We start from the raw sequence: 13,083 nt of genomic DNA on the forward strand, positions 1-13,083 counted from the left end.
GCGGGAGCGGCCGGGGCTGGCTGGGCAGGCGCGGCGGGCGCTGCCGGAGCGGGTGCCGCGGGCGCCGGGGCGGCAGGTGCGCCAGGCGCGGCCGGGGCCGCAGGCGGAGCGCCAGCGGGGTCATCGGCGAAGCGGATACCGCGCAGCTCGAACGAGGTCGGGCCGATCTGGGCCATGCCGTCGCGGTTCATCGCGACCGGGTGCCGGTACTTCGTGGGTGTTGCCATGGTGAGCCTCCTGCTCATTGGTGACCTCGACGCCCTGCGCGTGAGGAGAGAGACCGTGCCGTCGCAGTGCAGGGCCAACGACGGCACGGAGCGTGTGGGGCGATATCATCGCCGGATGGAGCAATGGGTGCCGCTGTTCGTCGCGGTCGTGGGCGCAGTCGCGGCCGTGAGCGTCGCGTTCTGGAACAGCCGCGGTGAGTCGGCAGAGCTACGTCAGCTCAAGGCGATGAACGAGGTGATCGCTGGTCTGTCCGATTTTCCATCCGGGATGAGCCAGTTCACCGAGGCGCGGAACGACCTGCTGATGCGCGTCGCGCGAAGGGTGAAGAGCGCCCCGAAGCGTCGGAACGCCGCGGTCGGAATCGCGGCCGGGGTCGTCGTCGTGGCGTTCGCAGCGTGGGCTTTCGCGACGTACGTGCCCACCCTCACGACCGAGCAGGCTTCGACGCTCGCTCAGGTCCTCGTGATCGTCGTGAGCCTCGCTGGGCTGGCGATGGGCTGGCTCGGCATGGACGCTGCGAAGGCTGCCAGTAACCGCGCCCGCCGCCTGACTGCGCGTGAGGGTGCGGACGACGATTGATCCCGGCCGGGGCAGGTCCACCTGGCGCAGAAAGGTAAGCGCTTCGTGAGTGGCCTTCGCGGAGAATCTCGGAGCCAGCGTTGACCCCAGCCGGAATGATCTATACACCGCCCAGACGAGCGGGTAGAATCGGGGTGAACGCGGCAGGCAGTCCCCTCGGATAGCCGGGCCGCGTTCTCTTATTCCTTGGTCAGCCAGGTCACCCGACCGGACCGGTCGATCACGATCACCTCGCGGAACCAGTCGCTGCCAGCGAGTCGCCGGCGGGCGTCCGCGAGCGCGGTGGCTTCATCGAGCGGGCTTCGCGCGAGGTCGAGCACGATCCGCTGCACGCCCTGATCCTTGGCGCGCGCGAACTGGTTCGAGATCGTGTTCTTCCCGGCACCCTCGGGGCTCTTGAAGTCCCACACCTGCCCGCGGATCGTGACGTCCGGGTTCTTCACCCCGTGAGTGAAGTCCTCGACGCGCCACTGCACGTTGACTCCAGCTCGGGCGAGACGGTCGCCGGTCGCGAGCTCGTGCGCACGCGGGAACGCCCCGGACGGGACGGTCTGTGCACCGCGGTTCGATGGGCGGACGTCGCCGAGCGTACGCGCAGAGACGCGGTCGGCGGCGACCAGCGGGCGCGGAGCCTGCGGGGGAGAAGCCGGGGTCGAGCGTCCGCCCGGACCTCGCCCGTCAGCGAAACCGAGCTGCTCACGGTACGACTGGCGGTTCCTGCCGGTATCCCGGATGAAGTCGCGCATGTCGGCCTGAGCGCCGCGGACGTCCTGTGCGGCCTTGCGTCGGTCCGTATCGGTCATCGCCGACGCCTCGCGGCGCTTCGCGGACCGGATCTCGCGCTCGAGCGAACGCTGCTTCGCGCGCTCCTTCTCGGCGGCCTCGTCGTACGTGGTGTCGCCCTGGGGAACTGTGAGGCCGGGGGAGTAGGCGACGAGACGGCAGCGGCAGTTCGGGTGTCCCCAGCCTGCCGCGCGCGCGCCGTCGACCGTGCCGGAGACGTAAACGGTCACGGAGCCGGAGTCTGTGGCGTGGGGGAGCACGCGGGGCCCGGCGGGCGTCCCATCCGTGGAGAGGATCGCGCCCGCCCACGCCGCGCACTTCCGACACGAGTCGAGACCGCGGACGACGGTGACGAGGTTGATGCCCGACTGGCCCATGCGCCAGATCCCGGCGTCGTTGAACGCCCGGTTCACGGTCGTGCGGCCGGCCATCTCGGCGTAGGCACCGATCGTCCACCGGCGGTCAGCGCGGTCGACGAACCCGGTGATGCCCTCGGCGAGGAACCGCTGCACGGTCGCCGCCTGCTGGACACGCGACGTCGTGACGCCGAGGAGAGTGTTCGGCGAGTACATCGCGACGATGCGCTGGTACGCGTCCTGCGGGTAGCGGGTGAGGCGCTGGTTCAGCACTTCCAACCGCGACTGCAGCGACAGGGCGACCATCGCGACGGCCTGGGATGCGGAGCCGACGACGGGTGCGACGCGGGGGACGCCGGCGAACCGCAGAGATGCGGCTGCTGCGGCTTCACCCTCGTTCGCGGCGATCGTGACGAGCCGGTTCGCGAGATCCTCGCGGCGTAGGTCGGACACGATCTGGAGCGCGATCGCCTGCAGCTCGCGGGTCGCCGCGGCGCGGTGCGCTGCGAGCTCGGCGAGTGCGCGGTTCCGTGCACGCCGTTCCGCGACCGTCATCCCCATGCCGCCGTCGTCGGATGACAGGAGGCCGGAGAGGTGGAAGTCGCGGGCGGCGCGGGTGGCGACTTCGCGGATCAGTGCGTCCTCGGCGTCCCGGTAGCGGGATGCGAGGTACTGCGACAGCTCCTCGATGAGTTCCTCGACGGACTCGCGCTCGGGGTTCGGGACGAACAGTGCCACGATGTCCTCCGATCAGTCCTCCGTGTCCGCCTCGTCGGGGTCGTCTCCGTCGAAGGTGGCCGGGTCGAGTACTGCTGGGCGCTCGGCTCGGATCGCTTCGACTTCGCGGCCGATCTGCTCGTCTTCCCAGTCCGGGTTCGCACGGCGGACCTTCTGCTCGAGCGATATCGCCGAAGCGGTGTCGAGCAGGGTCAGGGTGCGGGCGAGCTTCTCCGGGTCCTCCTGGGACACGTCCGGGAAGACGACGGTCGGCTGCTCGAAGCGGCCACCGCCCTTCCCCCGGAACACGGCGCCGTCGATCTCCAGCGCCACCGAAGCGGCCCGGGAGATCGCAACGCGCTCCTGGAGGATCTTCTTGTCGCGGGTGCGCTCGGACGCTTTCTCGCGGTCGGAGACTTCCTTCGCGGTCATCTGCGACGAGGTGTTGTAGTCGCCCCACGCGGACTGTGAGAACCCGGCCTTGCGGAGGATCTCACGGTAGATGCCGAACGCGGTCTTCTCGTGCTCCTCGACACGGATGTCGAACTGCACCTTGTCGAACGCGACCTTCCCGGGCTCGCCGGGCACGTTCAGACCTGCGAAGATCTCGCGTCCGGTGTCGAAAGAACCACCCTGCCCGACCATGCCGTAGTCGAGCGCGGCTTCCGGGACGAGGATCTTGCCGGCGCCGAGGCGCAGGTCCCGCATCCACGAGGAGAACGTCTCGTCGAGGAAGTCGAACAGCGAGTGCAGCTGCGCGAAGTCGGAGCGGCCCGTGTGCGCGAGCACGCCCTTCTTCCGCCATGCCGCAGTCGGAATGTTGGGGTTGTACACCGCCGTCAGCCGGTCGATGCCGGTCGGGATGATGGAGGCGCTGTTCACGAGGCCCGCGTACATGGCGGTCTCGGGGATAGCGTCGAGAGGGACGCGGCGGCCGAGGTTGTCGCCCTTTCCCTCGAACAGGGCGTGCTCGATGTACCCGACAGCGTGGTGCTCGAGGTGCCGGTAGTGGACGGAGCCCTTCACGTACTCGGACCAGAGCGTGCACTCGATCATGCGGCCGGAGCGGAACGTCGGAATGATGACGTCGGCGGCGGACGGTTCCAGCCACGCGTGATCGGCGACCTGATCGTCCCAGCGGACGACGAGCGCGACGGCGCCGAGCGCGGACTTGAGCTCGCCCATCATGTTGAACGTCGCGTGCGCTTCGTCACCGTTCGCGATCAGGTCGAGGCGGGCCTGTGCCTTCCCGTCACGACGGAGCGTCTGCTCTCCGGGGGCAGCGAGACGCACCTCGGGCGGCTCGGCGAACACCAGGTCGGAAGCGAGGGTCGCGAGGTCGGCCGGGGCGGGCACGTGCAGTCGTGCGCGGTTCTCATTCGACGGGACCGGGCGGCCCCAGAAGAACCGGGACGCGGTGCCGACGAGACCGCCCTGCATCTGCTGGCCGTTGCGGACGTGGGTCGGGCGCACCGTGGCCGTGCGCTGGTAAAGCTTCTGCAGCGCGTCGACATCACCCGTGTACCAGGCGTCGTTCTCCGCGAACGCCTTGTACGCGGTGTCCCACGGAGCGGGGAGCCATGCGGAGTTGGGGGCGGGGATCGGCATGGCTCCCCTTTCCGGGTCAGGCGGCGGCGAGCTGCGGTTTCCAGTAGTTCGTCGTCGAGTGGGTGATGTAGCGTCCGCCGTCGAGGGAGTGGTCGTTTTCTTTCACGACGACGTCTTCGCCGGCGTCGGTCGCTTTCGCGTCCCACCGGTACTCGGTGACTTCCTCGATCCAGCCAGCGCACCGGTCGGTGACGATCATCTGGTCGTTGTCGAGGAGGTTCGCGACGGTCTTGATGCCGGGGAGCACGTCGTTCACGGCAGGCCAGGGGGAGAGGCCCGTGCCGCGGAGATCCTGCTGCATCTGCATGTGCATCGACGCGGCGGCCGGGTCGAGCATCAGGAACCGTGGCGAGATCGACAGCGGGTACGGGGTGTGGTCCTGGGGGAGCCACGCACGGAACCGCTGCGACAGGGCGGCGTCCGTGAGACGGAGGTCGCCGTGGTCCTTCGGGTTGTACCGCCACTCGTCCATCATCACGAGGCGCGGCTTCGGCTCGTCGGTGACGCCGAGCATCAGCGCCGCGGTGGTGTTCGTCGTGCCGTAGTCCATCCCGATACCCATGACGTCGCGCAGGCGCGGCATCTGGCCCCACGGGATGACGTGACGCTTCGGGTCCCACATCGGGTAGACGGCGCCCTCGGCGTTCGTCCACTCGCCCTTGATCATCCGGTCGTAGAACACGCCGGAGAAGGACCGTTCCATGTCGGCGATGTACTCGGCCGGCAGGTTCGGGTTGTCCTTCATCGTGAAGTGGAACGAGATGAGGTTTTTCGCCGCGCCGGGGACGATCCAGTTCTTCCGGATCCAGTGGTTCCGGGACGCGGGATTCATCGTCGCGAGGAGACGGGCGCCCTCGACACGGAGTCGGGAGACGAGCATGTTCCAGAACACCTCGGGCAGCAGCGCCGCCTCATCGACGTACGCGAGCGCCACCGTCGAACCCTGGATGCGGCCGACCGACTCCTTGTTCGATGCGCCGATGACCATGACCTCGCGACCGAGGATCCGCGCGGACGAAGCGCCCGGCGTGTAGATGATCTGCGATGAGATCACTGTGCCGAAGATCTCCGTGTTCTGGAACAGCACGAACACGTTCTGGTACACGGTCTGCAGGGTGCGGCCGACGATCACGATGATCCCGGTCCGGGGCGCGATGCGCACGGCCAGGAGGAACGCGAAGAGGCTGATGACCGTCTTCCCCGACGACACGGCACCGAACCAGAGAGCCAGCTTGAACCGCATCGCATCGACGAGCGACAGCAGCTGAGCCCGCGACACCATCTGCTCGAGCTCGTCAAGCCTCATCGGTCGAGGTCTCCGCTCGCAGTCGATCCGCGACAGCCGTGAACCCGGCAGCGAGAGTGTCGATCACACCAACAGCCTCATCGAGACCAGAGTCCGACTTCTCCACGATGCGGGTCAGCTTGTCGAACGTGATCCCCGCCGTCGTGATGATGTTCCGCTTCACCTCGACCGGAGCAGACTCGAGCAGGTGCTCGTTGTAGTCGTTGTCCTTGCCGCCGAAGTTGTACACCAGGTACTCGCCGTCGATGTCGTCGAGCATCGCCTCGGACGCCGCCAGCATCTTCTCCGCCAACCGGAGCCGGCCAGCCGCGAGGTCGATCGTGTGCGCCTTCGTGGCCGCCTCAGTCTCGGAGCGGTCAAACTCCACACCGGCACGCTTCGCCCACCGGGTGATCGTCGCCGGGTCGAGATCCAGCTCGCGGGCTATCGCGTTCCGTGACATGCCCTGATCGAACAGCGCCTTCGCGCGTTCCTGCGTTTCGGAGTTCATCGGTGAACGCGCCACGGTAGATCACCTCGACTCGGGCCTCTTGCCCTCTGCGGGATGCGCTCTGTCGGCGCTCTCTGGGATGCTGTGGGGATGCTGGAGTTCAGGGTGTGTACGGTCTGCCGGGAGTCGCATGCGCTCCGTAGCGATGGCCGCATGTCGATCCATGAGACGGCTGATGGTGCGCGGTGCGAGGAGCCGGAGCAGCGGTCGCCTCGACGCGGCGTGCCGTTCTCGCGGACCGATCCTGGGGAGCGGGAGAGGCGCGCGGCTTTCGGCGCAGCGAGTGAGGCTAAGCGTCGGGCGAACCCGAGACCAGCTGATCGCCGGATCTACGCTGTCGGCGGGGTCGAGGTGGTGCGCGGGGGTCTGCCAACGCATGGCCGTCGTCGGTGATGTCCGTGGCCGGTCCTATGCTGTGCGGAACCCGCGCGCAGGGCGCGGGCCTACGAGGGAGGAAACACATGGCGGACCAGAGTTCGACTAAGGCAGCGCTCTATGGAGCGATCACGACGGAGATCGGCAACCTTTCGAAGATCGGTGGCACGGCTCCGCGGGCGCGCGCCCTTGCAGAGCTGGCACTCGCGTATCGGTACGTCTCCGGTGGGGAGCAGCCGGGCAGCACCGCGGTGCACGTCGAGAAGTAGGCGGTATGAGCGAAGCCCCGGTGATCCTCGTGTGAGGGCCGGGGCTTCGCTCTAGGCGGACTGGTCCACCATCTACGTTCTATCGTTGCGGGTTTCGCGAATTAATGCGAGCGCCGTTCGAGCGTGTCGGGCATGGGCTCCAGCGTGCCGTCCTCGTTGACGTAGGCGTTCACGTCTGTGACGCGCAGGTCGTGGTCGGTGCTGGGGATGATGCGGACTCGGCCGATCTCGGGGCGTTCGCCCTGGATGGTGCCGACGACGCGCTGACGCACCGGATAGGCGCGCTCGGTGCCGAACGTGAAGGCCCCGCCACCCTCGACCATGTCGGTCTCGATGCTCTTCGTGATCCAGGCTTCGTCAGGAATGTCCGCGATGTTCATCGCCCGATCTTCCCACTGGGCACGCCGCGGGGTCTACCGCGTCGAACGCTGGGTTCGATGCGGAGCACGGCTTTCGACAGGACCATCGTGACTCCGGACGCGTTCGTGCGTGAGGCGAGGCGGCCGGCGTCGATCCAGCGGTAGATCTGCGACACGTGCCTGCTGATCAGCACGGCGGCCTCCTTCGCTGTCACCCACTCCTTCGGGTCAGCCATCGTTTCTCCCTTCGAGGTGATTGCCTGCGGCGTCGTGCGGGCCGCAGATGAAATGGCCCGAGAAGTCGACGTTCGTGTCGGTGACGATGAGGCGTCCTTCGGCGGTGTGCCCGTCCTGCTCGATGCGGCCATAGCCAGGACGCAGGATCGTCAGCTTCGGTTCAGCCACGGCGTCGCCCCCACATCTGAACCAGCATTGAGGCGACGACGGCACCGATCGCAGCCGACAGGATCGCTCCGAGGTCAAGCACCAGTGCCTCCTTCCTGCTCGTGGTTGTGGGGCGTAACCCCGAGTACCGGGGCCGACGCTCGGGGTTGCACTCTTGCGCGCTTCACGGGCGATGCCCTCGTGGCTATGCTTCGGATATGAGCGGCCAGGCAGCGGAACCCTCGTTGGTGCAACAACGCCTGGCGTTGCAGCGCGAGCGCACCATCGCGATGGTCCTGTTGGTCTTCCAAGTGGTTGGAACGGCGTTTATTGCTTTCGCGGTCATTGTCGATAGCCGCGATTGGTACTGGTGGGCTCTGGTGGCCGCGTGTGGCGTCGTCGTCGCTGTTGGCGCTCGCCGATTCCGCAGGGCGAACGCGGCGATCAACGATTTCGCGAAGAGGCACGGCAGAGACGCCGGGCGCCAGCGATAGTTCCGCGCTCATCGCACACCCCCAGCAGCACGCTCAATCCGTGCGATCACGAGCCGGAGAGTCTCCTCCTCGGGCGAGTTACCGAGAGGCCGCGACCATTCACGGAGGTCGGCGATGATCCGCGCTCGCTCCGCCTGGGTGTCGGACGGTTCGCCCTGCGCCGCAGACTCGGCCGGCTGGTAAGCACGCTTGACCACCGCGAGCACCGCATCAGCGAGTGCCTGCGCGACGTCGTGATGCGCCAGCGCGTCGAGGTTCGGCCAGTGCATGCTCGGCCATGACGCACGCCACTGGATCGCGTTCTTGATCTCGGCGAGGAGGTTCACACTCGGCTCGGGTACCTCGGAACGACGGAAGCCAGCAGCGAGGATCGCATCGACAGCCTGGTGGATCGTGCTCATGTCAGTCGCGGCGTAGTCGCTGAGCTTCGTCATCACCAGCACGTCGATCAGCGCTTCCCGCTCGTCGTCGGTCGGGGTGTGCGCCTTCTCGACGGCTTCGAGGGCGTGCTCGGCCTCGCGCATCCGCCGCCAGTACTTCGCTGCGGTGTGGTCGGAGTGCTCCCAACGGGCATCGAGGTACTCGATCGCGGCGTCGGCACGCTGCCGCTCGGCTCGCAGCTCGGCGATCAGAGCGAGCGTGGAGGCGGGGTTGGTCGCGGCGACGTGGGCGGCGTTCGCCGCGCTCATCACGATGATGCCGTAGCCGGCGTCCCACGCGAGGCTCATCTCGTCGTCGCCGTCTGGAACATCGACGCAGAGCGCGTCGGGGTCGCGGCTGGTCTTGGTAGTGAGCCAGGGGCCCGGGGTAGCGGCGCGCGCGATCGCTTCGAGCGCGTCGAGGTCGGTTCGGGTCATGATGCGTTCTCCAGTTCTTCGTATTCGTCCTGGTTCAGCACGTGCCGGCACCCGTCGTTCGAGCACTTCACGGTCACGTGGCCCTCGTACCAGGCGGGCGGGTGCCAGATCATCTGCTGCTGGCATTCGGGGCACCGGACCCGGCGGATGCGGTGCGGACGTTCCTCGACTTCGTGGGAGCGGTAGGCGCGTTCGGCGGCGGCAGCGAACTGGATCGCGTCGGCGGCACCCGCCTCGGCGTGCACCCATGCCTCGATCTGGCCGGGGTGCGAGATGAGGAACCGGCGGCACTCGTCGAGCGCGAGCGCGACCCCGGTGATGTTCACGTGCCCCTCGGCGGCCGTGCGCACGCCAGCGTTGTCGCGTTGCACGGCCTTCGACAGGCCGAGCTGCGCCGCGCGGCGCACGAAGTCGTCCCACCGCATCAGCGCGTGCTCGACACGGTCGAAGTGCGACACGCACAGAAACCCGCGCTCCGCCGCCCGCGGGAAGCATCCCCGGCAGTCGTCGCTCGTGCAGGTCTCGAGGTGCACGTCGGCGGCCTTGCATGGGGCGACCGAGGGGACGCCGGGCCACGCGGCGATGCAGAGGATCTGGTTCAGCACAGGCATGCTCCGTTCAGTGCGATGGTGGTCCAGCAGGTCGTGCAGACGGGCCGGGGTTCGGGGTCGTCCTCGTCGGACGGTTGGCAGTGGACGTGGACGAGCACGCCCTCGATGTACTCGACCTCGTCGCCCTCGTGGATGCGGTCGCCGCAGTCGTTCCCGCAGACGCCGTTGTACTTCGCCTGGAAGCTCATGGCTCGACTCCGTTCGCGATCTCGAGCAGCACGTCGGCATGGCAGGGATCCCCGAGTGGACACCAGCACGCGAGATTCTTTCCGGCGAGCTGCTCGCGCACCTGGGCGCGGAAGCCGGTGTATGCCGCGCCCGGGTCCATGACGAGGTCGCGAAACTGAGCGACTGCATCAGCTCGGGTGAGCGCGTTCTCGCCGACACGGAACGGATTGCCCCACGACGAAGGGCGCGCCACGACGACGGTGTTCTCCGGCTTTCGGTATCCCTTGAGGCGTGACAGTTGGACTCGCTGCGGGCCGACCTCGAACGCGATGGCATTCTCGAGTTCGGCGGCGCGGGTCATCCACTTCTGGAGTCCGGCGCGCAGCCCGACGATTCGCGACGCGAGATCCTTGCCGCGGTCGCTGCGCCGCTGTTCCCGGTTCATGCCGTCGTACTCGGCGATCTGCGTGGCGTACTGGCCCAGCAGCATCCGGGCCGTCGCGAGCTGTGCTTCCAGCGGGCGGCCGTGGTCAGAACGGAGTGTCATCGCCGAACCCTCCCGCCGTGCTCCAGGCATCCGTCTGCGCGCCGGGCGTCTGCCATGGCTCCTCGGATGCCACCTGGGTCGTGGACGGCGTGCTCTGCCCGCCCCGACCGTTCGACGCGGCACGGGTGACCTGCGCGGTCGCATACCGGAGCGAGGGGCCGATCTCGTCGACCTCCAGCTCGATCGCGGTGCGCTGGTTGCCCTCGCGGTCCTGGTAGGAGCGCTGACGCAGACGGCCCTGCGCGATGACGCGCATGCCCTTCGTCAGCGTCCCGGCGACGTGCTCTGCGAACTCGCGCCAGACGGATGCGCGGAGGAACAGCGCTTCGCCGTCCTTCCACTCATTCGCGGCGCGGTCGAAGTTCCGAGGCGTCGACGCGATGGTGAAGTTCGCGACGGGGAGGCCGTTCTGTGTGTACCGCAGCTCGGGGTCGGCGGTCAGGTTCCCGACGACGGTGATCACGGTCTCGCCAGCCATCAGCGCATCCCTCCGTCGATCAGGCTGTCGATCGCGGCGGCGATGAGTGCGCCCGCCTTCGTGAGATCCCGGATCGGGTCTTCGCTCGGCTTCCAGAACTCGTTCGACCACGGCCAGTTCCATCTGAGCGGCGGATCGAAGTGCGCCGCCTCCGGACCGCCGCGCAGCACCGCGACCGCGACGTTCGCGTATTCCACGCCAGCCCGGGCGAGGAGGTCGCCCTGGTGGCGATCGCCCTCCGGGGTGTGCCCCTCGTCGGCGATCTGCCGCGTGCGCTCCTGCGCGATCAGGTCGACGCCGCGACTCGCTGCACTTGTCGTGATCGGCTTGATGCCGACCCCCTCCTCGAAGTAGATCGCAACGGGGACGGACGCCAGAACCGCATCGGCGGAACCGATCACTGCGTCGGCCGTCCCGACCGCTTCGACCCATTCGACGGCCCAGCATCGGAAGCCGACCTCGGTCGCCTCCTCCGTCGACCAAGACTCACGCTGATCGTGGTCCTTCGGACGACGGCGGCACGACGCGTCTGCGGGAGCAGAGCAGGTGAAGCCCGTGACGAGCTCCCCGCTCGCGATCTTGAGTTCGACGTGGTGGTGGTTCTCGGTGGTGTTCATGATGCTTGCCTTTCTGCGCGGTCACGCATGTTCTGTTCTCTGACTTCGGTCTCGTACTTCCGCAGCCACGCCCTCGCGGTCGGCTCGGAGATACCCAGCTGGCGGGCGATCTCGGTCCACGAGACGTTGAAGCGGCGCCCCGCGCTGATCTCCTCGCCTGCAGTGGTCGTGTACCCGCTGCGGAAGCTGGGGCCCTTGCGGCGTCCGCCGTGCTTCGGCGGTGCGAGCACCTGGCCGATGCGCTCGGCGAGCGTGATGCCGCGGGCATGCGCTTCGGCGTACAGGCGGCGGTAGTCCTCGAGCGGGACGTTCACCTTCACGGGCAGGTAACCGTCCATCAGGCGACCTCCGCCCGGTAGTCACAGCGGATGCACGTGCCGTCCGCGATCGTCGTGTGCTTCCCATCAGCGCATCGCGCACCAGGCACGACGGTGAACGGGATCGGCGAGGACTTCTTCTCCGGCCCAGCGAGCGTGTACGCCATGCGGGCATCCCCGCACGCCCGGCAGGCCTTCCCATCGGGGCCGTTGGGCTGATGCTTCTGGCAGAAGGGGGAGCGCGCCTCGCGCGTCCCCTCTACGGATGTAGAGGGGAGGTCGGGTCGGGTCGGGTCGGGTCGGGTCGGGGGTTGCGAACTCACACCGTCACTCACACCGTCTGTCACGCGTGACTCACCCTGTGACCGACCGCGCTTCTCGTCCCGTGACGCACGCGCACGACGCTGACGATCACGCGCCTCCTCACGGCGCTTCTTCACCGTCACCGACGTCTCCTGATACTCCGCCCAGTCGTGGAAGCGCCATCCCTCGCCGTCGACCAGCCACAGCTGCGCCGCGACGAGCTCGGCAGCAGCCTCCACGGTCCCGACGAGCCGGAGCACTGGCCGCGCGATCACCCCATCGGTGAGGTGCTGGCACGAGTACGCGCCCGCCCGCACCCACAGCGTCACCGCCGCGTCCGACAGCATCGCCGTCTTCGGGTGCGACCAGAACCCGTCGTCGACCTTGAACCACGTCATGGTCATGGCCTCCCTTCGCTGACATGTCGCCGCTCAGTCGCGGAGACGAGATAGAACAGTTCGCCGTCGAGGTACTCCACCGGCCTCTCGCGCGACCGCAGCAGGGTCTTCGCGTTCGTGGAGTCCTTCCGCACCCACAGGCCGCGCTCCTCGAGCTCCATGAGCACCAGGGACCCGGCGTCGGCCTTCGCCCCGTTGCAGAGCGTGCACGCCGCGATGAGGTTCGCCGGGTCGTCGAGGACGGTCGAGCCGCCGGAGCCGCGGTTTGCTCGGTGATCCGTCGTCTGCGCCTCACCCGTGCACCCCGGGAGCGCGAGGAGGCAGAAGCCGCCGTCGCGCTCGATCACGGCCTTCTTAATCGCCACGGTCACGGTCATCGCGTCACCTCCCAGATCGTGCGAGCGATGCCCACCGGCCCGGACTCCTGCCGGGGCCGGGAAGGCATGTTCCAGCCGCCACGCGGAGGACGCTGAGCTAGCACGCGGAACCCAGCCGCCCGGAGGGACGCGCCGGTCTCGCCTTCCTGGGTGTACGTGATGAGGCGCTCGTACCCGAGCGCGAACGCCGCGCGCTTGCACGCGCCGTAGAGCATTGAGTTCGCGTTGCGGGTGCCATCGGTCGCGGTGCGCTTCACCTCGAGGGTGTAGCCCCAGTTCGCCTGAATCACGCGCGATGTCGGGCGGCCGAGGATTGCGACGCCGACGAGCACCTCGCCGCTCGCTACTCCGAGGCTGATCTTGTGGCCCTTCGGAGCCTGGTGGTGACGGTGGTGTGCCGTGACAAACTCCTGCGCGTGGCGAAGATCGATAGGGACGATGCGGAGGTCGCTCATCTCTTCG

Annotated in this window: 21 protein-coding genes; 3 read left to right on the forward strand and 18 right to left on the reverse strand. The window is 68.1% G+C overall.

Going from position 1 to position 13,083, the window contains the following annotated elements:
• On the reverse strand, nt 1–227 hold a 227-nt coding region (locus tag KZC52_RS16780), incomplete at its 3' end, for a hypothetical protein (protein ID WP_247625282.1).
• Between KZC52_RS16780 and KZC52_RS16785 the strand changes: the two genes are divergently transcribed.
• Nucleotides 226–807: a hypothetical protein gene (locus KZC52_RS16785; RefSeq protein WP_247625283.1), complete on the forward strand. Its 582-nt coding sequence runs from the start codon at nt 226–228 to the stop codon at nt 805–807. The two genes, KZC52_RS16780 and KZC52_RS16785, sit on opposite strands and share 2 nt — an antisense overlap.
• 179 nt (nt 808–986) lie before the next feature.
• On the opposite strand, the gene KZC52_RS16790 is transcribed toward KZC52_RS16785, so the two are convergent.
• Genes KZC52_RS16790 through KZC52_RS16805 form a run of 4 tightly spaced genes read right to left on the reverse strand, consistent with a single transcriptional unit; the run spans nt 987 to nt 6,067 of the window.
• Nucleotides 987–2,684, reverse strand: a complete 1,698-nt coding sequence (locus tag KZC52_RS16790) for a phage minor capsid protein (protein ID WP_247625284.1) — start codon at nt 2,682–2,684, stop codon at nt 987–989.
• A gap of 12 nt (nt 2,685–2,696) precedes the next feature.
• Nucleotides 2,697–4,271 carry a hypothetical protein gene (locus KZC52_RS16795; RefSeq protein WP_247625285.1) on the reverse strand — a complete coding sequence of 525 codons (1,575 nt, stop codon included), beginning with the start codon at nt 4,269–4,271 and terminating at the stop codon, nt 2,697–2,699.
• 16 nt (nt 4,272–4,287) lie between these two features.
• Nucleotides 4,288–5,577, reverse strand: coding sequence for a PBSX family phage terminase large subunit (locus KZC52_RS16800; protein ID WP_247625286.1), 1,290 nt, complete (start codon nt 5,575–5,577; stop codon nt 4,288–4,290).
• A complete protein-coding gene (locus KZC52_RS16805; protein WP_247625287.1) occupies nt 5,567–6,067 on the reverse strand; it encodes a terminase gpP N-terminus-related DNA-binding protein in 501 nt (166 codons plus the stop codon). Before KZC52_RS16805 ends, KZC52_RS16800 begins: the two co-directional genes overlap by 11 nt.
• 461 nt (nt 6,068–6,528) lie before the next feature.
• Between KZC52_RS16805 and KZC52_RS16810 the strand changes: the two genes are divergently transcribed.
• Nucleotides 6,529–6,711, forward strand: coding sequence for a hypothetical protein (locus KZC52_RS16810; protein WP_247625288.1), 183 nt, complete (start codon nt 6,529–6,531; stop codon nt 6,709–6,711).
• Nucleotides 6,712–6,812: 101 nt separating this feature from the next.
• Here KZC52_RS16810 and KZC52_RS16815 read toward each other — a convergent pair whose 3' ends face one another.
• Genes KZC52_RS16815 through KZC52_RS16825 form a run of 3 tightly spaced genes read right to left on the reverse strand, consistent with a single transcriptional unit; the run spans nt 6,813 to nt 7,475 of the window.
• Entirely contained in the window at nt 6,813–7,091 is a 279-nt protein-coding gene (locus KZC52_RS16815) for a hypothetical protein (protein ID WP_247625289.1), read from the reverse strand.
• On the reverse strand, nt 7,088–7,306 hold the full coding sequence (locus KZC52_RS16820; protein ID WP_247625290.1) for a hypothetical protein: 219 nt from the start codon (nt 7,304–7,306) through the stop codon (nt 7,088–7,090). The genes KZC52_RS16815 and KZC52_RS16820 overlap by 4 nt, the downstream gene beginning before the upstream one ends.
• The gene (locus tag KZC52_RS16825) at nt 7,299–7,475 is read right to left on the reverse strand and encodes a hypothetical protein (protein ID WP_247625291.1); all 177 of its coding nucleotides are present in this window, start codon (nt 7,473–7,475) and stop codon (nt 7,299–7,301) included. Before KZC52_RS16825 ends, KZC52_RS16820 begins: the two co-directional genes overlap by 8 nt.
• Nucleotides 7,476–7,672: 197 nt before the next feature.
• Here KZC52_RS16825 and KZC52_RS16830 point away from each other — a divergent pair, with 197 nt between their 5' ends.
• Nucleotides 7,673–7,948: a hypothetical protein gene (locus KZC52_RS16830; protein WP_247625292.1), complete on the forward strand. Its 276-nt coding sequence runs from the start codon at nt 7,673–7,675 to the stop codon at nt 7,946–7,948.
• 8 nt (nt 7,949–7,956) lie between these two features.
• Here KZC52_RS16830 and KZC52_RS16835 read toward each other — a convergent pair whose 3' ends face one another.
• The 10 genes from KZC52_RS16835 to KZC52_RS16880 are packed head-to-tail and all read right to left on the reverse strand — an operon-like array spanning nt 7,957 to nt 13,076.
• On the reverse strand, nt 7,957–8,805 hold the full coding sequence (locus KZC52_RS16835; protein ID WP_247625293.1) for an ead/Ea22-like family protein: 849 nt from the start codon (nt 8,803–8,805) through the stop codon (nt 7,957–7,959).
• Entirely contained in the window at nt 8,802–9,416 is a 615-nt protein-coding gene (locus KZC52_RS16840) for a hypothetical protein (protein WP_247625294.1), read from the reverse strand. Before KZC52_RS16840 ends, KZC52_RS16835 begins: the two co-directional genes overlap by 4 nt.
• Nucleotides 9,404–9,604, reverse strand: coding sequence for a hypothetical protein (locus KZC52_RS16845; RefSeq protein ID WP_247625295.1), 201 nt, complete (start codon nt 9,602–9,604; stop codon nt 9,404–9,406). The genes KZC52_RS16840 and KZC52_RS16845 overlap by 13 nt, the downstream gene beginning before the upstream one ends.
• Nucleotides 9,601–10,074: a DUF4326 domain-containing protein gene (locus tag KZC52_RS16850; RefSeq protein ID WP_247625296.1), complete on the reverse strand. Its 474-nt coding sequence runs from the start codon at nt 10,072–10,074 to the stop codon at nt 9,601–9,603. The genes KZC52_RS16845 and KZC52_RS16850 overlap by 4 nt, the downstream gene beginning before the upstream one ends.
• Before the next feature lie 40 nt (nt 10,075–10,114).
• Nucleotides 10,115–10,609 carry a single-stranded DNA-binding protein gene (locus KZC52_RS16855; protein WP_247625297.1) on the reverse strand — a complete coding sequence of 165 codons (495 nt, stop codon included), beginning with the start codon at nt 10,607–10,609 and terminating at the stop codon, nt 10,115–10,117.
• Entirely contained in the window at nt 10,609–11,226 is a 618-nt protein-coding gene (locus KZC52_RS16860; RefSeq protein WP_247625298.1) for a hypothetical protein, read from the reverse strand. Before KZC52_RS16860 ends, KZC52_RS16855 begins: the two co-directional genes overlap by 1 nt.
• Entirely contained in the window at nt 11,223–11,564 is a 342-nt protein-coding gene (locus KZC52_RS16865) for a helix-turn-helix domain-containing protein (protein WP_247625299.1), read from the reverse strand. The genes KZC52_RS16860 and KZC52_RS16865 overlap by 4 nt, the downstream gene beginning before the upstream one ends.
• Nucleotides 11,564–12,250, reverse strand: a complete 687-nt coding sequence (locus KZC52_RS16870) for a hypothetical protein (protein ID WP_247625300.1) — start codon at nt 12,248–12,250, stop codon at nt 11,564–11,566. The genes KZC52_RS16865 and KZC52_RS16870 overlap by 1 nt, the downstream gene beginning before the upstream one ends.
• On the reverse strand, nt 12,247–12,621 hold the full coding sequence (locus tag KZC52_RS16875) for an HNH endonuclease (protein ID WP_247625301.1): 375 nt from the start codon (nt 12,619–12,621) through the stop codon (nt 12,247–12,249). The genes KZC52_RS16870 and KZC52_RS16875 overlap by 4 nt, the downstream gene beginning before the upstream one ends.
• Nucleotides 12,618–13,076, reverse strand: coding sequence for an XF1762 family protein (locus tag KZC52_RS16880; protein WP_247625302.1), 459 nt, complete (start codon nt 13,074–13,076; stop codon nt 12,618–12,620). The genes KZC52_RS16875 and KZC52_RS16880 overlap by 4 nt, the downstream gene beginning before the upstream one ends.
• Nucleotides 13,077–13,083: the final 7 nt, after the last annotated feature.

The organism is Microbacterium galbinum, assembly GCF_023091225.1.
GTDB lineage: Bacteria > Actinomycetota > Actinomycetes > Actinomycetales > Microbacteriaceae > Microbacterium > Microbacterium galbinum.